Origin of the sequence: Methylosinus sp. Sm6 (assembly GCF_019802345.1) — a bacterium.
Classification (GTDB): domain Bacteria; phylum Pseudomonadota; class Alphaproteobacteria; order Rhizobiales; family Beijerinckiaceae; genus Methylosinus.
Window position 1 is genome coordinate 18416 of the sequence record NZ_JAINDZ010000016.1, and the last position, 17117, is coordinate 35532.

A 17117-nucleotide genomic window follows, 5' to 3' on the forward strand; every position below is an offset into this window, starting at 1 on the left:
CCGTGTCGCGCCGGCCTGCTTTAGAACAACTAAAGCACAGTCGAGAAATGTCAATCCGGCGCCGCGCCGGAGGCGTCGCAGCTGCGCCCGGCGCAAGACGCGGCGGCGAGCCGGCTGCGCCGGCGCCCATATGAAAAATACAGGATCAGCCCGAGGCCCATCCAAAGCGCGAAGCGCTCCCAGGCGATGGCGGGGAGCTTCGACAGCAGCCAAAGCGAGAAGCCGACGCCGACGAGCGGCGTGACTGGCGAGAAAGGCGTGCGGAAGCTGCGCGGCGCGTCGGGCCGGGTGTGGCGCATTACGATCACCGAGACGCAGATCACGACGAAGGCGGACAGCGTTCCGATATTCACGAGCTCGGCCACCTCGCGGATCGGGAACAGGCCGGCCACGAACGCGGTCAGCGCGCCGATGACCAAGGTCGGCCGGTGCGGCGTGTGGAAGCGCGGATGCGGCTTCGAGAGCCAGGCCGGCAGCAGCCCGTCCCGGCTCATGGCGAAGCAGATGCGCGCGCAGCCGAGCAGAAAGGCGAGCATGACGCTGACAATGCCGGCGACCGCGGCGACGGAGACGAGCAGAGTCGCCCAGGGCATGCCGAGAGCGGCGAAGGCGGAAGCGACCGGCGCCGGATTGTTCAGCGTATCATAGCGCGCCATGCCGGTGAGCACGAAGGACATGGCGATATAGAGCGTCAGCGCCACGCCGAGCGACAGCAGCACCGCGCGGGGCAGTTGTCGCTGCGGATCGCGGGCCTCTTCGGCGGCGGTGGTCAGCGTGTCATAGCCGAACACGGCGAAGAACACGACTGCGGCGCCTTCGACGACGCCGCCGAAGCCGAAGGGCATGAAGGGCGTCCAGTTCTCGACGCGCACATGCGGAAGGCCGGCCGCCACCACCAGCACGACGGCGGCGATCTTGATGAGCACCATGGCCGCGTTGAAGCGGGCGCCCCATTCGATGCGCTGCACCAGCAGCGCGGCGACGCCGAGCGCGCCGAGCGTGGCGGCGAGATCGACGACGCGGCCCTCGCCCGTTCCGGCGGCGCCCGCCGCCCAGACCGGCAGAGCGAGGCCGAGCTGGCCGAGCAGCGCCTGCAAATAGCCGGACCAGCCGATCGAGACGACGGCGACGACGAGGGCGTATTCGAGCAGCAGGTCCCAGCCGATGATCCAGGCGGCGAGCTCGCCGAGCACGGCATAGGCGTAAGTATAGGCGCTGCCGGCGGCGGGAATCATGCCGGCGAATTCGGCGTAGCAGAGCGCCGCCGCCGCGCTGGCGACTCCGGCGATGACGAAGGAGAGCGAGACCGCAGGGCCCGCCTGGGTCGCCGCCACGACGCCGGTGAGCACGAAAATGCCGACCCCGATCAGCCCGCCGAGGCCGATCGCGGTGAGCTGCCACAGGCCCAGCACGCGGCGCAGCCCGCTCTCGGCCCCGCCTTGCCCGCAGAGCGTTTCGATCGGCTTCACGCGGGTCAGCGCGCTCCAGCCGAGATCTCCTCGGGTCATGCCCTCGTCCTTCGGCGGAGGCGGCGGCGTCCCTATGGAACCACCCCTCGGACGAGATTGTTATCATGCCGCAATCGTCTCGCGAATGCGCCGATGACCATCGTCCTCAACCATACGATCGTGCCCGCCCACGACAAGGCCGCCGCCGCGCGCTGGTTCGCCGGCGTGTTCGATCTGCCGCTCGAGCAGCCGGACGATCATTTCGTCCCGGTGTATGTCAATGACGCGCTGACCTTTCTGTTCGCCGACGCCGACTCCATCGCGGCCGCGCATTACGCCTTCCACGTCTCCGAGCCGGAGTTCGACGCCATTTTGTCGCGCGTGCGCGCCTCCGGGCGCCCCTTCGGCAGCGCGCCATGGAGCCGCGCCGACGGCAAGCTCAATGATTGGAACGGCGGCAAGGGCGTCTATTTCGAGACGCCCGACGGCCATCTGATGGAGCTGATGACCGTTCCGCAGTGACGTCAGCGCCCGCCGGAAAGGCCGAATTTCACCGGAATGGTGAAGGATAGGCGCTCGTCCGCGGTGGCCGGCGGCGGAGGCGGCAAGGGATCGGCGCGCTTCAACGTCGCAAGCGCCGCCGCATCGAAGACGGCCACGCCCGACGACTTGCCGACATGCGCCTCCACCAAATGGCCGAGCCGATCGAGAGTGAAGTCGATCTGGACCACGACGTCGAGCTTCGGAGCGCCGCGCGGATATTGTAGATTGGCGCGCACGTGGGCGGACACACGCTTCGTCCAATCGAGCTTGGCGGCGCGAATGGCCTTGTCCGTTGCGCCGAGAGCGGGTGCGGCCGCTCTCGGCGCTTCCTGCATAGCGTCCAATTTCGGCGGCGCAGCCGCAACGGAGGCGGCGGACTCGGCCGAGACGACCGGAGTCGCTTCATGCTTCGTCGGCTCCTCGACCGGCTTCTCGTGCTTTTCGGCGTGGGTGTAATCGGCGTCCTCGGCCTCGGTGCGGGCGATCTTGGGATCGTCGCTGTCCTTGGTCTGCGAGGAGGCGACGGCCGGCGCCGCGGCGGCGGCCTCCTCGGCCGGCGGGCCCGGCGGCGCGTCGGGAGAATCCTCGACATGGGGCGCGGCCGGCGCCAGCGAAATCTCGATCGCCGGCGCGCCGTCCGCGTCGTCCTCCGGCTCGGCGGCGGCGACGAACAGCGCCGCGCCTATGGCCGTCACATGCAGCGCCAGCGCGGCGACGCCCGCCACGCTCCAGACGCGGCGATCGCCGCCGGAGGCGCCCCACAGCGCGGCGACGCTCATTTCTGCGCTCCGCCGGCGTCGAGCGCGACCAGCGAGACCTTGAGATAGCCGCCGGCGCGCAAGCGCTCCAGGATCGCCATCATCTCCCCATAGGGCACGGCGCTGTCGGCGCGCAGGAAGATGCGCTTGTTCTTGTCGCCATTGGCGAGCGAATCGAGCGAAGAAACGAGATCGTTGCGCTTGACCGGCGTCTCGCCGAGCGCGAGCGCGAGATCGGCCTGGACGGTGAGATAGACCGGCTTGTCCGGTTTCTCATGCGGCGCGGAATTGGCGGCCGGCAGATCGACCGGCAAATCGACGGTGGCGAGCGGCGCCGCCACCATGAAGATGATGAGCAGGACCAGCATCACGTCGATGAAGGGCGTGACGTTGATGTCGTGCGTCTCCTCGAGCGCGCCGCGCGGCGAGCCGCCGATGTTGCCGGCCATCGCGCTTACTCCGCCGCCCGCAGCGCCGCATGATGCGACGGATGCTGCGCGCCGCGATCGATGTCGCGCGAGACGACGCGCAGCAATTCGCCCGAGAGATTGGAGACGAGCTCCTGATAGGCGCCGATCTGGCGGGCGAGATGATTATAGATCAGCACCGCGGGAATGGCGGCGAAGAGGCCGATGGCGGTGGCGAGCAGCGCCTCGGCGATGCCCGGCGCGACGACGGCGAGATTGGTGGTCTGCGCCTTCGAGATGCCGATGAAGCTGTTCATGATGCCCCACACCGTGCCGAACAGGCCGACGAAGGGACCCGTGGAGCCGACCGAGGCGAGCAGGCCCGTGCCGCGGCGGATCGAAAGCCCTTCGGCGCGCTCGAGCTCGGCGAAGCTCGAGGCGACGCGCTCCTTCAAGCCGCCCGAGGCGGAGAGGTCGGAGGAGAGGCGGAACTCCCGCAGCGCCTCGGCGATCAGCGCGCTCGCCAGCGCATCGTCGGAGCCGAGCGCGACGCGCGCCTCGGCGAGGCCGCGCGCCTCCTGCAGACGCTCGATCGAGGCGCGCGCGCGGCGGCGCGCGCGATCGAGCTCGATCGTCTTGGCGATCAGCACCGTCCATGTGCCGATCGACGCGGCGAGCAGTCCGAGCATCACCACCTTCACGACGATGTCGGCGTTGACGAACATCGTCCAGACGGACAGATCATGCGGGCGACTCGCGATGTCGATCGCACGCGCCGCCTCGGCGAATGAAAGGCCGGGGAGCAGCAGGAACACCGAGGCCGCGACCGACGCCGTCAGAATTGAACGTTTCATGCTTCCGCCCATGTGCGAATGAGATTGTGATAGACGCCGGTCAATCTGATGCAGGCGCTGTCGCCCGCTCCGAGCCGCGCCGTGAGGCTTTGGATCGTCTGGTCCAAATCGAAAAGCAACGACCGTACCATATTGTCGCGAATCATGCTCTGCAGCCAGAAGAAGGAGGCGATGCGCTCGCCGCTCGTCACTTCACGCACGAGATGCAGGCTCGTCGACGGATAGAGCACCAGATGGCCGGCCGACAGCTTGATCTCCTGCGAGCCGAAATGATCCTCGATGACCAGCTCGCCGCCTTCATATTCCTCTGGATCCGACAGAAACAGGGTGACGGAAAGATCGGTGCGAATGCGCAAGGGCGTGCGCGGCACGCCGCGAATCGCATTGTCGACATGCAGGCCGAAGTTCTGTCCGACGCCGTAACGATTGAACAGCGGCGGGAAGATTCGATGCGGCAGCGCCGCCGAGACGAACAAGGGCGAGGCGGCGAGCGCATCGAGCACCATGTCGCCGAGCTCGCGCGCCGCGGCGCTGTCCTGCGGCAGCTGAAAATTATTCTTCACCAGCGAGGACTGCGACCCCGCGGTCGTGCGCCCATTCTCCCACAGGGATTGCGACATCACGTCGCGGAAATGGGCGACCTGCTCCTTGGCGAGCACATCCGGAATGCAGATCAGCATCGGCGCGAGGTCCTCATACCTCGCTCCAATGGCGAATGAGATTGTGATAGACGCCGCCGAGCTTCACCATATCCTCGTCGCGGGCGCCGAGACGCGGCGTCAGCTCCTGAATGGCGAGATCGAGATCATAGACGAGATCGCGCACGCCCTCCTGGCGGATCATGCTCTGCACCCAGAAGAAGGAGGCCAGGCGCAGGCCGCGCGTCACCGGCGTCACCATGTGCAGATTGCTCGCCGGATAGACGGCGACCGATCCGGCCGAGAGCTTCACGCTGTGCGACTCATAGGCGTCGTCGACGATCAGCTCGCCGCCGTCATATTCGTCGGGCTCCGACAGAAAGACGGTGACGGCGAGATCGGCGCGGATGCGCAGGCCGGTCATCGGATCGCCGCGCACGGCGTTGTCGACATGGACGTCGAAATAATGGCCGACGCCATAGCGATTGAACAGCGGCGGATAGACGCGCAGCGGAATGGCCGCCGACACGAATCCCGGATTGGAGACGACGGCCGAGAGCAGGCGCTCGCCGAGCCGGCGTGACAATTCGCCGTTGGGCGGCAGCTGCTCATTGCTCTTGAAGGCGGCCGCCGCGCCGCCAGTCGATGCGCCATCCTCCCATCGCGCAGCGTCGAGAGCGCTGCGAAATGTGGCAACGGCGTCCTTGCTCAGCACTTCGGGAATTGAAACCAGCATGGAAGAGGTCCTCGGCCCCATTATCTTCCCATGCTTCAGGGAAGCATGGGAAGATCACAGGCGCTTGTTTGAAACGATTCCAAGGGGCCGAGCGCCCGAGGAGTCCGCCCGTCTCAGAATTTGACGCGCGCTTCGAGGAACACCGTCCGCCCCGGCGCCACCACGGTGTAGGGCGTCGCGGTCTGATAGAAGGCGTCATAATAGGTGCGATCGAACATGTTCATGATCGAGGCCTTTAGCGTGATGTTCTCCGTGACCTTCGCCTCGACGAAGGCGTCGAAGCGCCAATAGGAGGGAAGCTCCGTCGGCCAATTGACGGTCGTATTGGCCGCGGTCGGCATGCGCGTCGCGGCGTCCGTCGCCGTGGCGCCATTGGCGATGAGGTTGTTGCCGCCATAGATCTTGGAGCGATAGATCGCCTGGCCGCCGATCTCCAGTATGTCGGGCGCGAGGCCGAAGACATCGCCGAACTTGTATTTGCTCAGCAGGCTGAAGGATTCATGCGCGACATTGGCGAGCTGCAGGCCCACATTGGTGAGGATCTGCGACTCCTTGACCTTCGACTCCATGATCACGACGCCGCCGGTCACGCTCCATTTATCGGTGATGTTGCCGGTGACCTCGATGTCCGCGCCCTGCACATAATAGGCGGCGCCGGCGGTGGTGACGCCCGAGTTCACCTCGCGCGCGCCGGTCACATCGGTGCGGAACAGCGCCGCCGTGGCCAGCAGATGGCGGTCGAACAACTCCCATTTGACGCCGATTTCCTTGGCGTAGTTGCGCTGCGGCGCGAAGATCTGCGAGGCGGCGTTGATGCCGCCGTAATTGGCGGCGCCGCCGTCGAGCTCGGCGCCGACCGGATTGCTGGAGGTCGCATAGGCCGCATAGAGGCTCACCTCCGGCAGCGGCTTCAGCACGAGCCCGGCGTTCCAATTGATCATGCCGGAATGGTTGGCGGCGAAGCTCGTGCCGGCGTCGTTACGGCTGGTGATGTTGTAGTCGTCGTAGCGGACGCCGGCGTTGGCGATCACGATGTCCTGGAAATTCGCCGTCTCGATCAGATAACCGGCCTTGGTGTCGACCGCGATGCGAGTCGCATTGGAATTGCGAGTCGGCGTGTTCGGAAACGGCAGATAGTTGCAGGCATAGTAGAGGCTGCAAACGCTGGCGTTGCCGACGGTCGGAACTCCGTTGAACTCGGACAGGAGTCCGGTGTAGTTCGTGCGCGTCAGCCATTCACGACCGAATTCCGTGCCGACGACCACCTCATGCTTCACCGGACCGGTCGCGAATTTGATATTCGCATCGGTCTGGTTCGCAAGTGTGCTGGTGACCTGATAGCGGCTCTGAGCGCCGATATTGACGGTTCCGGCGGCGCTGTTGGACGCTTGCGTCAGCGTTCCGATATAGTCGATCACCGAGCGGCTCTGCCGCAAGCGGCTGCTGAACGTCAAACTCTCGTCGACGCGATATTCGCCGGTGAAGGTGCCGAAGTCCTGCTGATATTTCTGGAAGTCGCGGTTCAGCAGGCCATACCAGGTGTTGCGAGACGTCACTCCCTGCGAATAGGGCCGGTTGGCGGCGCGGTTATAGGGAACGCCGAAATCCGGTAAACCATCCTGATAGACGTGGGTGTAGCTCGCGGTGAGCGTCAAATCCTCGAGCGGCTTGAAGACGACCGAGCCGGAGAAACCATAGCGGTCGTCCGTGACGAAGTTGCGTCCCGCGACCTTGGAGTCCTGGAAGAGGCCGTTGAAGCGCACCGCGAGAATCGGGCTGATCGACTTGTTCAGATCGACCGTCAAGCGCTTCGAATCGTCGAGCGGCCCGCCCCTGAACGTCATATCGTAGAAATCGACGTCCTTGGCCTGCTTGGTGACGACATTGATCGCGCCGCCCGCCGTGCCGCGGCCGGCGAAGCTGGAGCCCGGCCCGCGCAGGATCTCGACCTGCTCGGTGTAGAAATTCTCGCGCAGGCTGACGCCCGGATCGCGGACATTATCGATGAAGATGTCGTTGCGCGCGTCGAAGCCGCGGATGAAGAAGCGGTCGCCGAAGGCGTTGCCGCCCTCGCCCACGCCGAGCGTCACGCCCGCCGTGCTGCGGCCGATCTCCTTCAGCGACGTCGCGTTCTTGTCGGCGAGGATCTCCTTGGTGAGGACCGTCACCGAGCGCGGCGTGTTGAGGATCGGCTGGGTGAATTTATTCGACGACAGCCGGTCGGCCTTATAGGGCGCGGCGGGATCGGCGTAAGGATTGGCGTCGGCCGGCGCCGCGCCGCCCCCGCCCACACCCGCCTGCGCGGTCGCCGCTCCCGGCGCGCTCTGGCGGTCTCCATGGGTCGCCGGGGCGCGGACCGCGCGGCGCGGCTTGGCGGCGTGATGGACCACCGGCGCCGCATGCACGACCGGCCGCGGCTTCTCCTTCGGCGCATCGATGCGCACCGCCGGGAGCGACTGGTTCGCCTCCTGCGCCGTCGCCATGCCGACGCCGGCCGCGAACATCGCGGCGGCGCCAAGAATAGAAGCCGAAGCGCCGTCGATGCGCCCCTGGTCTCCGCGTCGCAGACTGCGAAGAGAAAGCGGCGCTTTGATCTTGCTCATTTTTCTGCCCCCGTGAAGCGCACGTCCCGCAGATGGGACTAAGTGGTTTCACGATCGTTAGTTTTTCATAGGGGCAGCGTCAACGAACCAGAGCGCATACTGGAATTGTTGCAAAGAACTATTCTTGCTAATAATTGCTCGCGACCAGCTGTCTGCTTTCAAACATTGTATGAAAGCGCCTCTTTGGAACTATTCCACTATTTTTCATCAAATACTGCTTGCGTGTGGCGCCGTTGCACAGCCTCAGCCATGCTGACTCGCCGACGCCCTATTTGCGCTCGATCGCCGCGCGCGCCGCGTCGCGCAGCATCCGGCGTGCATCGTCACGCAGATAGGCCATGTGGCCGCCGGGCGTCGTGACGAGCTTTACGCGCGGCGCGGCGCCGAAGCCCGGCAGCTGGTCGATGAGCAGCTTGCTGACGAAGTAAGGCGTGACCAGATCGGCGAGCCCATGCGCGATGGTGACCTCGAGCCGCCGGTCGAGCGCGAGCTCCTCGCGGAGGGTGGAGACGGACTCCGCCTCGGCGCGGCCGCCCCGGCCGAAGTCCCAATCACGCGCGACCCGATCATTGAGAATTTCATAGCGCGCGTCGCCGACCGGCCATTGCAGCTTGTCGAGCGTCACGCGGGTCATCGCCGCGCCGAGCGGCGCGCGCAGGCCGTCGAGGACCGGATCGGGCCATCGGCTCTCGCGCGAGAAGGGGCGCGGATCGAAGCCCGCGACCTCGCCGTCATAGGCGCTGACCACTTCCCGCTCCCCACGCTTGCGGTCGCGCAGAAAGGTCTTCAGCCCGATGCGTCCCCCCTCCTCCTCGACGATTCGCGACCCGAGCCCGGTGAAGCGCGCGACATTCGCCTCGAGCCGTCCCATCGCGTCCTGGTCGCGCACGCCCTTCAGCAGATCGACGACGAACTCGCCCGAGGCATAGGCCTCGACATCGGCGAGATCGGCGCGCTGTCGGGCTTCGCGCGCGACCGCCGCATAGGACGGCAGGCGTCCCGCGAGGGCGAGAAGATTATGGTCGTCGTCGAGCCAGGCGAAATCGAGCGCGGGCGAGATCAGCACGAGGCCTTCGACGCCGACGCTCTCGCGCTCCCGCAGCGCATGGAGCATCTCGACGGCGCGAAAGCCGCCATAGCTCTCCCCGACCAAATATTTGGGCGAGCCGATGCGCCGGTGCGCGGAGAGCCATTTGCGCACCACGACGGCGAGCGCGTCTGCGTCGCCCTTGGTGGAGAAGAAGGATTTGCGCGTCTCCTCGTCGTCGCTGAGGAATTTGCTGAAGCCCGTGCCGGGCGGATCGACGAAGACGAGGTCGACGAAAGGCAGCCAGCTCTCGGCATTGTCGACAATCGCCGGCGGCGCCGAGGGCGAAGGCGGCTGCGGCCCGAGCGCCAGCCGCCAGGGCGAAATTCCGCCGAGGCCGAGCCAGGCGGACGCCGCGCCGGGACCGCCGTTGAACACGAAGGCGATCGGCCGCGCGGCCGGATCGGCGTCGGAACGCTCGTAGGAAACAACGGAAACATCTACCCGCGGCGCCCCGCTCTTGGCGTCGCGCAGCCGCACGGCGCCGGCGCGCGCGACAAAAGTGATCTTCTCGCCGCGAAACGTCATCGTATGAGTCGTCGCGACTTCCGCCGGCAGACCCTTCCCGGCCTCCGCCGGCTCTTCCACCTCCTTTTTCGGCGGCGCAGGCGGCTGGGCCGCGACGACGGAAGACGTGGCGAGCGCCGCCGCCACAGCGAACGCGACGCAGAACTTGGAAAGCATGATCGGCCTCTTTCGAATGCCCGACGATAGATAGCGCAGCGCTCGAGCGTAGCGAAGTTTTTGGAACCAAGGCCGCGCAAAAGAATTGATTACGAACCGAACGCCGCGCGACGAGTAGGCGCGCGAAGCGATAGGAGTTGTACAATGGAATGGAACCAGCTCCAGGGCAACTGGAAACAGGTCAAAGGCAAGATCAAAGAGAAATGGGGCGACCTCACCGATGACGATCTGACCAAGATCGAGGGCAACCGCGAGCAATTCGAGGGCGCCCTGCAGAGCCGCTATGGCAAGAGCAAGGAAGCCGTCCGCAAAGACGTGGACGAGTGGCTGAAGACGATGCACTGACAAAAGCGCGTGACGGCCGGCGCCCGCCGGCCGTCACCTCGCGGTGTCGTTCTCGCGCCCGAACGCCTTGCGCAGCTCCGTCTTCGCCCTTTCCAGCACGCGCCGGCGCGACTGCGGGAGGTTCTTGCCGGCCCGATTGATGTAGAAGGTCAGCATCGACATGGCCGAACGAAATGGATCGCTCTTGCGCCTGCGGCTCGCCTCCGCCGAGCGCTTCAGCGAGCCGGCGACGGCGCGCGGATCGTCCAGAGTGAAGACGTTGTCCTCGAGGTCGAGCGCATTGCTGTGACGAGTCACGTCGTTCGACCAATATTTCTTCTCGGTCACGCCGCGCTCTCGCTCTGGCAGTGGGCGCCGCCCGGCTGCGATATGCCACGCAGAGCCGCGCCGGAGAGACCGACGTCGCGATCCATCGCAATATCGGCGAGCGAGACGATGCCGACGAGGCGCTTGCCGCGATCGAGCACGGGCATGCGGCGCAATTGCTGCTGCGCCATATTCTCCGCCGCCTCCTCCACCTCGCGGTCGTCATAGAGATATTTCACGTCGCGCGTCATCACCTCGCGCACCTTCGTCTCGGCGCTCTTGCCCGCGGCCACGGCGCGCAGAGCAATGTCGCGATCGCTGATCATGCCGACGAGCCGGTCATTCTCGCCGACCGGGAGCAGGCCGACGTCGAGCTCGGCCATGTGTCTCGCCGCGTCGCCGATCGAGTCCTCCGGGTCGATGACGCACACGTCGCTGGTCATGATGTCCTTGATCTTCATCTTTCGACTCCTCGCGTCTTCCGCCGGAAGGAAACCGCCGGAGCGCGCCATGGTTCCCCGTCAGCTCAACGCGAGCAGCGCGAGCGCGCCCGCGACGATCGCGAGGGTCGAGACGAGCGCCATGCGCCATCCTGCGCCCATGCCGCCGATCCAGAAAGTTAGCGCGCATCTGGAGATCGTGTTCACGACGACGGCGATGGCGATGGCGCCGGCCGCCGCCTCCGCGCTGATGGCGTCGCGATCGAGGCTCGCCATCGACAGGGTGATCGCGTCGACATCGGCAAGGCCCGAGATCGCAGCAAGCGCATAAGCCCCGGCGGCGCCGGCGAAGCGGGTCGCCAGGCGAGACAGAATCGAGATCGCCGTCAGCACGAGCCCGAATTTCGCTACGACCCCGAGATCGAGCGGATTATCCGGCGCGAAGCTCTCGTCCTGCTCGAGCGACTCGACCGCGCGGCGCATCGACCACAGCGCGGCGGCAATCAGCACGACGGCGCCGCAGACGAAGGGGGCGGCGAGGTGCGAGAGCATCGTCCGATCGACGACCGCGACGATGGCGAGCACGCGGAACGGCATGGTCGCCCCGGCGAGCAACGCGCCGGCGACGAAGATCGCGCAATGTTCCGCATGCTCGCGCGCGAGCTTCGCCATGGTGATCGTCGTCGCCGTCGACGAGGCGAGGCCGCCCGCAACTCCGGTGATCGCGACGCCGCTCGCGCCTCCCGTCGCTTTGATGACGACATAGCCGAAGAAGGAGATGAAGGCGATCATCACCGTCAGCGTCCAGATGCGAAACGGATTGACCGCCCCCCACGGATCGACGGCGCGATCGGGCAGCAGCGGCAGCAGAACGACCGTCATCGCGAGCAGGATCAGCCCCGAGCGAAGCTCGTCCCAGGTGATGCGCCGCAACCAGCCATGTGTCGCCCGCTTCAGCGCCAGCAGCGATGTCGTCGTGACGCCCGCCGCCCCGGCGACCTGAACATCGCCGACGACGGCATAGGCGCCGAGCGTGAAGGCCAGCATGGCGCCGACCATGGTCGTCGCGCCGAACGTCTGCTCGCGCTCCGTCTCGCGATAGCGAAACAGCGTGATCGACGCCGAAAAGACGAGGAAGGCGAGCCCGAGCGAAACGGCCCCGCCTATGCCGGTCTGATTGCAGATCGCGCCCCAGACGGCGCCGAGCAGCGCCGCGAGCGCATGGGTGCGAAATCCCGCGGCGCGTTCGCCCTCCTCGTCCTCGCGCGCCTGCCATCCGCGTTCCAGGCCGATGAGCAGGCCGATGGCGAGCGCCACCGACATGCGGCGAAACAATTCGAGCGTCTCCATGGCGGCCCTTCGTGAAAAGCGACGTCCCTCTTATAGTCCGTCGCCCGCGAACATGCGCAGCGCGGCTGGCGAGATGCTTTGTCGCAGGTCGAAATAACCGTCCCATGGATCGCCGCGCAGGGAGGCGAGGCGCCGCTCCATCGCCTCGATCGAATAGGCGTCGCCGCGCTCGACGCGCGCGAGCTCGCCCCAGGCGATCGGCGCGGAGACTGTCGGCGTGATGCGGGCGCGCGGCGAGAAGGGCGCGATGGCGCTCGCAGCGCGCTCGTTGCGGCGATAGTCCACGTAGATGCGGCCGACGCGGCGCGACTTCGTCATGATGGCGGTGAAGCGCGAGGGCTCTTCGGCGGCGAGCCGCATCGCCATGCCTTTGGCGAAGGCGGCGAGCGTCGCCCAATCGAGTCGGGGCTCGAGAGGCGCGACCACATGCGCGCCCTTGCCGCCGGTGAGCATGACGAAGCTCGTCAGCCCTGCGGCCTCGAGCAGAGCGCGAAAATCGCGCGCGGCCCGCTTGACCTCCTCGAAGCTCAATGCTTCGTCGGGATCGAGATCGAACGTCAGTCGATCCGGCCGCTCTATGGCGTCGACATGCGCGCCCCAAATGTGCAGCTCGAGCGCGTCGATCTGCACGGCGGCGTCGAGCCCCGACCCATCCTCGAGAGTGAGAAGCTCCTCCGTCTCTCCATCATTCGCGGCGATCAGCGCGGCGTGCAGGCCCGGCGGCATGCCGCGCGCATGGCGCCGCTGGAAGAAGCAGGGCCTCCCGCCGCCCTTCGGACACCGAACGAGCGACAGCGGCCGCCGCACGAGATGCGGAAGCGCGAAAGGCGCGACGCGGCGCCAGTAATCGAGCAGCCGCCGCTTGGTGACATGGATCGAATTCGCATAGAGCGGCTTGTCGGGATGAGTGAGCCGGATCACCGCTTTCCTCCGCCGTCCCGCGCCGCGGCCACCTCTTTCGCCGGCTTGTCCTCGCGCAGAGCGACGAAGCGAGGATGTCGCAGCACGCCGTCGCTCGTGCGCTCCGCATAGGCGATTTCGACGACGAGCCGCGGCTCGACGAAGCGAGCCGCCCGCGCGATGTCTCGCGGAAGCTCGGCGAAAGGCGAGATCTTGCGCTCGCGGAGCTTCGCCGCGAGGCGCGCGAGATCGGACTCGGAAAAGCCGGCGCCGACGCGCCCGCGATAGCGCAGAGCCCTGCCCTCATATTCGCCGATCAGCAGCGAAGCGAAGGCTCGCCCGTCCTTGGCCGAAGGTCGATAGCCGCCGACGACGAACTCGTCGCGCCCGACACATTTCGTCTTGATCCAGGAGAGCGTGCGCCCCGAAACATAGGGCCGGTCGGCGCGCTTCGAGACGACGCCCTCGAGCTTCATCCGGCAGCATTCCTCGAGGAAGCGCGGGCCGCCGCCGCGCAGATGATCGCTGTAGCGGATCGCCGCCGGCGCCTCGCGCGTGAGCTCGGCGAGCCGCGCCTTGCGCTCGACGAGCGGAGCCTTCGAAATATCCTCGCCGTCGATCTCGAGCAGATCGAAGACATAGAAGATCAGGACGTCGGCGCGCGCTTCGAGCGCCTTCTGCAGCCTGCCGAAATCGCTGCGTCCGCATTCGTCGGTCGCGACGATCTCGCCGTCGACGAGCGCGCTGCGCATCGGCAATTGCGCCACGGCCTCGGCGATGCGCGCAAATCTATCCGTCCAATCGAGGCCGGAGCGCGTGTACGCCCGAGCGGCGCCGCCCGCCGCCGCGACGATGGCGCGATAGCCGTCGAATTTGATCTCGTGCAGCCAATCGGCGCCGGACGGCGGCGCGTGCGCGAGAGTCGCGAGCTGCGGCGCTCGGAACTTCGGCAGAGGCGCCGGCCACGCGTCGCCCGCGGCGATCTCCGCAAATCCACGCCCGCTGACGACGCTCTTCGTCCATTCGCGGATCGGGTCGACATCAGGGTCGGCGAAGCGATCCTTCTCCTTCACGAGCAGCCAGTTCTCGCGGCGCTCCTTGCCGCGCCGCGGCAGCCGCGTGAGCGCGAAGCCGCCCTTCAGCCGCTCGCCCGCGAGCGTGAATTTGAAATGGCCCCGCTCGATTCCAGAACGCGCGTCGCCCACAGGCGACCAGCGGCCGCGATCCCACAGCATCACCTCGCCGGCGCCATATTCTCCCTGCGGAATGGCGCCTTCGAAGCCGGCGTAGTCGAGCGGGTGATCCTCGGTGCGCACGGCGAGACGCTTCTCGCTCGGATCGAGGCTCGGGCCGCGCGTCACCGCCCAGCTCTCGAGCGCGCCGTCGAGCTCCAGACGCAGATCGAAATGCGTGCGCCGCGCGCGATGCTTCTGCACGACATAGGCGCCCTGCCCCGCTGCGGCGCGCGGGGTCTCGCCGCGCGGCTCGCGCGTGCGCGTGAAATCGCGCTTGGCCCGATAGGCTGCGAGCGAGGCCGTGGCGCTGCGCGCGATCATACCGACGTCTCCTCACGCGCCCTCGAGGAGCGCTATCCGATCCAATTGGATCGGATAGCGCTCTAGACTTCTCGCTTTTGAGCGAATTCTGATCGATCGAACGATTCCGTTCGATCGGAATGCGCTCTGGCGTCACGCGCGCTTTTTCGCGGCTGCTTTCCTCGCGCCGGGCGTCGGCTTGACGCGGCCCGGACCGCGTGTCGGCGGCGGCTTCGCGCCGGCTCTGCGCGGCGCGGGCGCCTCGGCCTCCCCGACGCTGCGCTTCAGCGCCTCGATGAGATTGATGACCTTGCCGGGGCCGCGCCGCTCCTCCTCGCCGATCGACACCACGGCATGGCCTTCGCGCTTGCGCTCGACCAGCTCCCGCAGCGCCTCCGCATAAGTATCCTTGAAGGCGGCGGCGTCGAAAGGCCGCGTCTTGCGCTCGATGAGCTCCCTCGCGAGCGAGATCATCTCCTCGTCGCCGGCCGCGTCGGCGATGTCGGCGAAGAAGGGCTCGGCGGCCCGCAATTCATTCGCATAGCGCAGCGTCTCGACCAGCAGCCCCTTGCCGAAGGGAACAACGGCGACGAGGTTTTCCCGCCCGCGCATGGTCAGCCGCCCGAGACCGATGCGGCCGGCGGCGCGCAGGGCCTCGCGGATCACGACATAGCCTTCGGTCGAGACATCGCCTTCGGGCGTCAGGTAATAGGGCCTGTCGAAATAGCGCGGATCGATCTCGTCGCGCTCGACGAATTGCACCAGCTCGATCGCCCGGCTGCTGTCGAGCTTGATTTCGTCGAGCTCCTCGGGCTCCAGCACAACGTAGGAATCGTCGCCGATCTCGAAGCCCTTGACGATGTCGCTCGCTTCGATCGGGCCGACTCCGGGCGCGACCTTTTCATAGCGAACGCGCTTGCCCGAAGGCTTGTGGATCTGATGCAGCGCGGTCTTCTCGCCGCTCGCGGCGGCGGCGTAGAGCTCGACGCCGATGGAAACGAGCGAGAGCCGCAGATAGCCTTGCCAATAGGCGCGCGCGCGGGGAGCCATGGAACGATCTTCCTCTTTGGAGCCCCTTCATCTAGCGCCGCGACGCGCGCGGGCGATGGCGGCGTTGAGCTCGCCGCCATAGATGAAGATGACGGCGGAAAAATAGAGGAAGACCAGCGCGACCATCGCCGAAGCGAGGCCCGCATAAGTGACCACGTAGCGATCTGCGAAAGCCGAGAGATAGCTGCCGAAGGCGGCGCCCGCGACGAGCCAGAGCGCCAAGGTCACGACGACCCCCGGAACCGTCTCGGAAAGCCTGCGGCGTCCCGCCGGAAGCCAATTGTGAATGGCGAAAAGCGTCGCGCCGAGAACGAAAGTGGCGATGGCGAAGCGCGCCAGAGTGACGAAGGTCCAGAACGGCGGAAACCAGCCGAGATAATGCGCCGCGATCTCGGTGGCGACAGGCCACAACACGACCAGCACCGACAAGATCAGCAGAGCGACGGCGCTGCCGAGAACATAGACGATCGACTCGAGGCGCAGCAGCCACCAGGGCCGCTCCTCCTGCGCTTCATAGGCGCGGTTGAGGCCGATGCGCAGGCTCTCGATTCCGCTCGAGGCGAAATAGACCGCGAACAGCGCGCCTATGGTCAGCGCGCCTCTCTGCGGCGTCGTGGCCACGCGGCGGATCTCGCCGGCGATCGGCGCCGCCACCTGCGGCGGCCAGACGTCGAGCAACAGGCGCCCGGCTTCATCGGCGAGACGCGTCGAGCCGACCATGGCGGCGAGCGCCGTCACGACGATGAGAAACGGAAACAGCGACATCAGCGTCGAGAGGGCGATATGGCTCGCAATCGCGAAGCCGTCGCCCTCGCTGAAATGAAGGAAGGCGTCGAGCGGAATGCGCAGGGGCGCGGGGAGCCGCTCCGCCCATGGCGCGAGCGGCCCGAGCGCGCGCCGAAAAATCCCGTTCTCGATTCTGTCCAGAGCGAGCGCCTCTTTTGGGCGCGCAACGCGACAGGCGCGCGCATCGTTCCCTTTCATGCCCGATAAAGGGGAAGGATCGGCCGAACGAAACGGAACAATCGCCGGGCGCCGGCAACCTTCAGTCACGAGAGGCGTTGTCGAGCCAGGCGCAAAAAGCCTCGAACGGGAGATCGGCGATGGGTTCCAAAGGCAGAGGACTCCAGGAGGAGCTGAGCAATCTTCGCGACGACGTGAGCGATCTGGCGAGCCGGCTGAGCTCGATCGGGAGCGATCCGACCGGCGATGTCGCGGAAGACGTGAAGAAGCGCATTCAGAAGATCAGCGACGATATCGACGGAGCGATGACCGAGGCCAAGTCGAAGGGGCGCGAGATCGTGCAGGCCGGCGTCGAAGGCGTCGGCGACACCGTCGAAAGCTCTATTCGCGAGCATCCCTTCGCGACATTGGCCATCGCCATCGGCGTCGGCGCTCTGGTCGGCAGCCAGTTGCGTCGCTGAAAAAGAACG

At 66.6% G+C, this 17117-nt stretch carries 18 protein-coding genes; 3 read left to right on the top strand and 15 right to left on the bottom strand.

The annotated features are described in order from the left end of the window. Window positions 1–50: 50 nt before the first annotated feature. Window positions 51–1508, bottom strand: coding sequence for an amino acid permease (locus K3F48_RS12220; RefSeq protein ID WP_222575717.1), 1458 nt, complete (start codon window positions 1506–1508; stop codon window positions 51–53). Between the two features lie 93 nt (window positions 1509–1601). Between K3F48_RS12220 and K3F48_RS12225 the strand changes: the two genes are divergently transcribed. Then, window positions 1602–1970 carry a VOC family protein gene (locus K3F48_RS12225; protein ID WP_222575718.1) on the top strand — a complete coding sequence of 123 codons (369 nt, stop codon included), beginning with the start codon at window positions 1602–1604 and terminating at the stop codon, window positions 1968–1970. Between the two features lie 2 nt (window positions 1971–1972). Here the strand turns inward: K3F48_RS12225 and K3F48_RS12230 are convergent, their stop codons facing one another. The 7 genes from K3F48_RS12230 to K3F48_RS12260 all read right to left on the bottom strand — a co-directional run bounded on the left by K3F48_RS12230 (window position 1973) and on the right by K3F48_RS12260 (window position 9758). Next, window positions 1973–2770, bottom strand: coding sequence for a TonB family protein (locus tag K3F48_RS12230; RefSeq protein WP_222575719.1), 798 nt, complete (start codon window positions 2768–2770; stop codon window positions 1973–1975). Next, on the bottom strand, window positions 2767–3198 hold the full coding sequence (exbD, locus tag K3F48_RS12235) for a TonB system transport protein ExbD (protein WP_222575720.1): 432 nt from the start codon (window positions 3196–3198) through the stop codon (window positions 2767–2769). Before exbD ends, K3F48_RS12230 begins: the two co-directional genes overlap by 4 nt. A gap of 5 nt (window positions 3199–3203) precedes the next feature. After that, window positions 3204–4010: a tonB-system energizer ExbB gene (gene exbB / locus K3F48_RS12240; RefSeq protein WP_222575721.1), complete on the bottom strand. Its 807-nt coding sequence runs from the start codon at window positions 4008–4010 to the stop codon at window positions 3204–3206. After that, on the bottom strand, window positions 4007–4690 hold the full coding sequence (locus tag K3F48_RS12245; protein WP_222575722.1) for a Fe2+-dependent dioxygenase: 684 nt from the start codon (window positions 4688–4690) through the stop codon (window positions 4007–4009). Before K3F48_RS12245 ends, exbB begins: the two co-directional genes overlap by 4 nt. A gap of 13 nt (window positions 4691–4703) precedes the next feature. Next, on the bottom strand, window positions 4704–5384 hold the full coding sequence (locus K3F48_RS12250; RefSeq protein WP_222575723.1) for a Fe2+-dependent dioxygenase: 681 nt from the start codon (window positions 5382–5384) through the stop codon (window positions 4704–4706). Between the two features lie 113 nt (window positions 5385–5497). Further along, window positions 5498–7987, bottom strand: a complete 2490-nt coding sequence (locus tag K3F48_RS12255; protein ID WP_222575724.1) for a TonB-dependent receptor domain-containing protein — start codon at window positions 7985–7987, stop codon at window positions 5498–5500. 268 nt (window positions 7988–8255) lie between these two features. Continuing rightward, on the bottom strand, window positions 8256–9758 hold the full coding sequence (locus K3F48_RS12260; RefSeq protein ID WP_222575725.1) for a S10 family peptidase: 1503 nt from the start codon (window positions 9756–9758) through the stop codon (window positions 8256–8258). Between the two features lie 144 nt (window positions 9759–9902). Between K3F48_RS12260 and K3F48_RS12265 the strand changes: the two genes are divergently transcribed. Further along, a complete protein-coding gene (locus K3F48_RS12265) occupies window positions 9903–10103 on the top strand; it encodes a CsbD family protein (RefSeq protein ID WP_222575726.1) in 201 nt (66 codons plus the stop codon). 33 nt (window positions 10104–10136) lie between these two features. On the opposite strand, the gene K3F48_RS12270 is transcribed toward K3F48_RS12265, so the two are convergent. The 7 genes from K3F48_RS12270 to K3F48_RS12300 all read right to left on the bottom strand — a co-directional run bounded on the left by K3F48_RS12270 (window position 10137) and on the right by K3F48_RS12300 (window position 16533). Next, a complete protein-coding gene (locus K3F48_RS12270) occupies window positions 10137–10430 on the bottom strand; it encodes a DUF3175 domain-containing protein (RefSeq protein WP_222575727.1) in 294 nt (97 codons plus the stop codon). Further along, window positions 10427–10870, bottom strand: a complete 444-nt coding sequence (locus K3F48_RS12275) for a CBS domain-containing protein (RefSeq protein WP_222575728.1) — start codon at window positions 10868–10870, stop codon at window positions 10427–10429. The genes K3F48_RS12270 and K3F48_RS12275 overlap by 4 nt, the downstream gene beginning before the upstream one ends. Window positions 10871–10930: 60 nt before the next feature. Beyond that, window positions 10931–12199: an MgtC/SapB family protein gene (locus tag K3F48_RS12280; protein WP_222575729.1), complete on the bottom strand. Its 1269-nt coding sequence runs from the start codon at window positions 12197–12199 to the stop codon at window positions 10931–10933. 30 nt (window positions 12200–12229) lie between these two features. Then, complete coding sequence (ligD, locus tag K3F48_RS12285; RefSeq protein ID WP_222575730.1) at window positions 12230–13120, bottom strand: non-homologous end-joining DNA ligase; 891 nt, start codon at window positions 13118–13120, stop codon at window positions 12230–12232. After that, a complete protein-coding gene (gene ligD / locus K3F48_RS12290) occupies window positions 13117–14655 on the bottom strand; it encodes a non-homologous end-joining DNA ligase (RefSeq protein WP_222575731.1) in 1539 nt (512 codons plus the stop codon). Before ligD (K3F48_RS12290) ends, ligD (K3F48_RS12285) begins: the two co-directional genes overlap by 4 nt. Window positions 14656–14787: 132 nt before the next feature. Continuing rightward, window positions 14788–15684, bottom strand: coding sequence for a Ku protein (locus K3F48_RS12295; protein ID WP_222575732.1), 897 nt, complete (start codon window positions 15682–15684; stop codon window positions 14788–14790). 27 nt (window positions 15685–15711) lie between these two features. Continuing rightward, complete coding sequence (locus tag K3F48_RS12300; RefSeq protein ID WP_370631415.1) at window positions 15712–16533, bottom strand: YihY/virulence factor BrkB family protein; 822 nt, start codon at window positions 16531–16533, stop codon at window positions 15712–15714. Window positions 16534–16787: 254 nt separating this feature from the next. Between K3F48_RS12300 and K3F48_RS12305 the strand changes: the two genes are divergently transcribed. Further along, window positions 16788–17108 (top strand): YqjD family protein, encoded by a 321-nt coding sequence (locus K3F48_RS12305; RefSeq protein WP_222575734.1) that lies wholly within the window; start codon window positions 16788–16790, stop codon window positions 17106–17108. Window positions 17109–17117 lie beyond the last annotated feature (9 nt).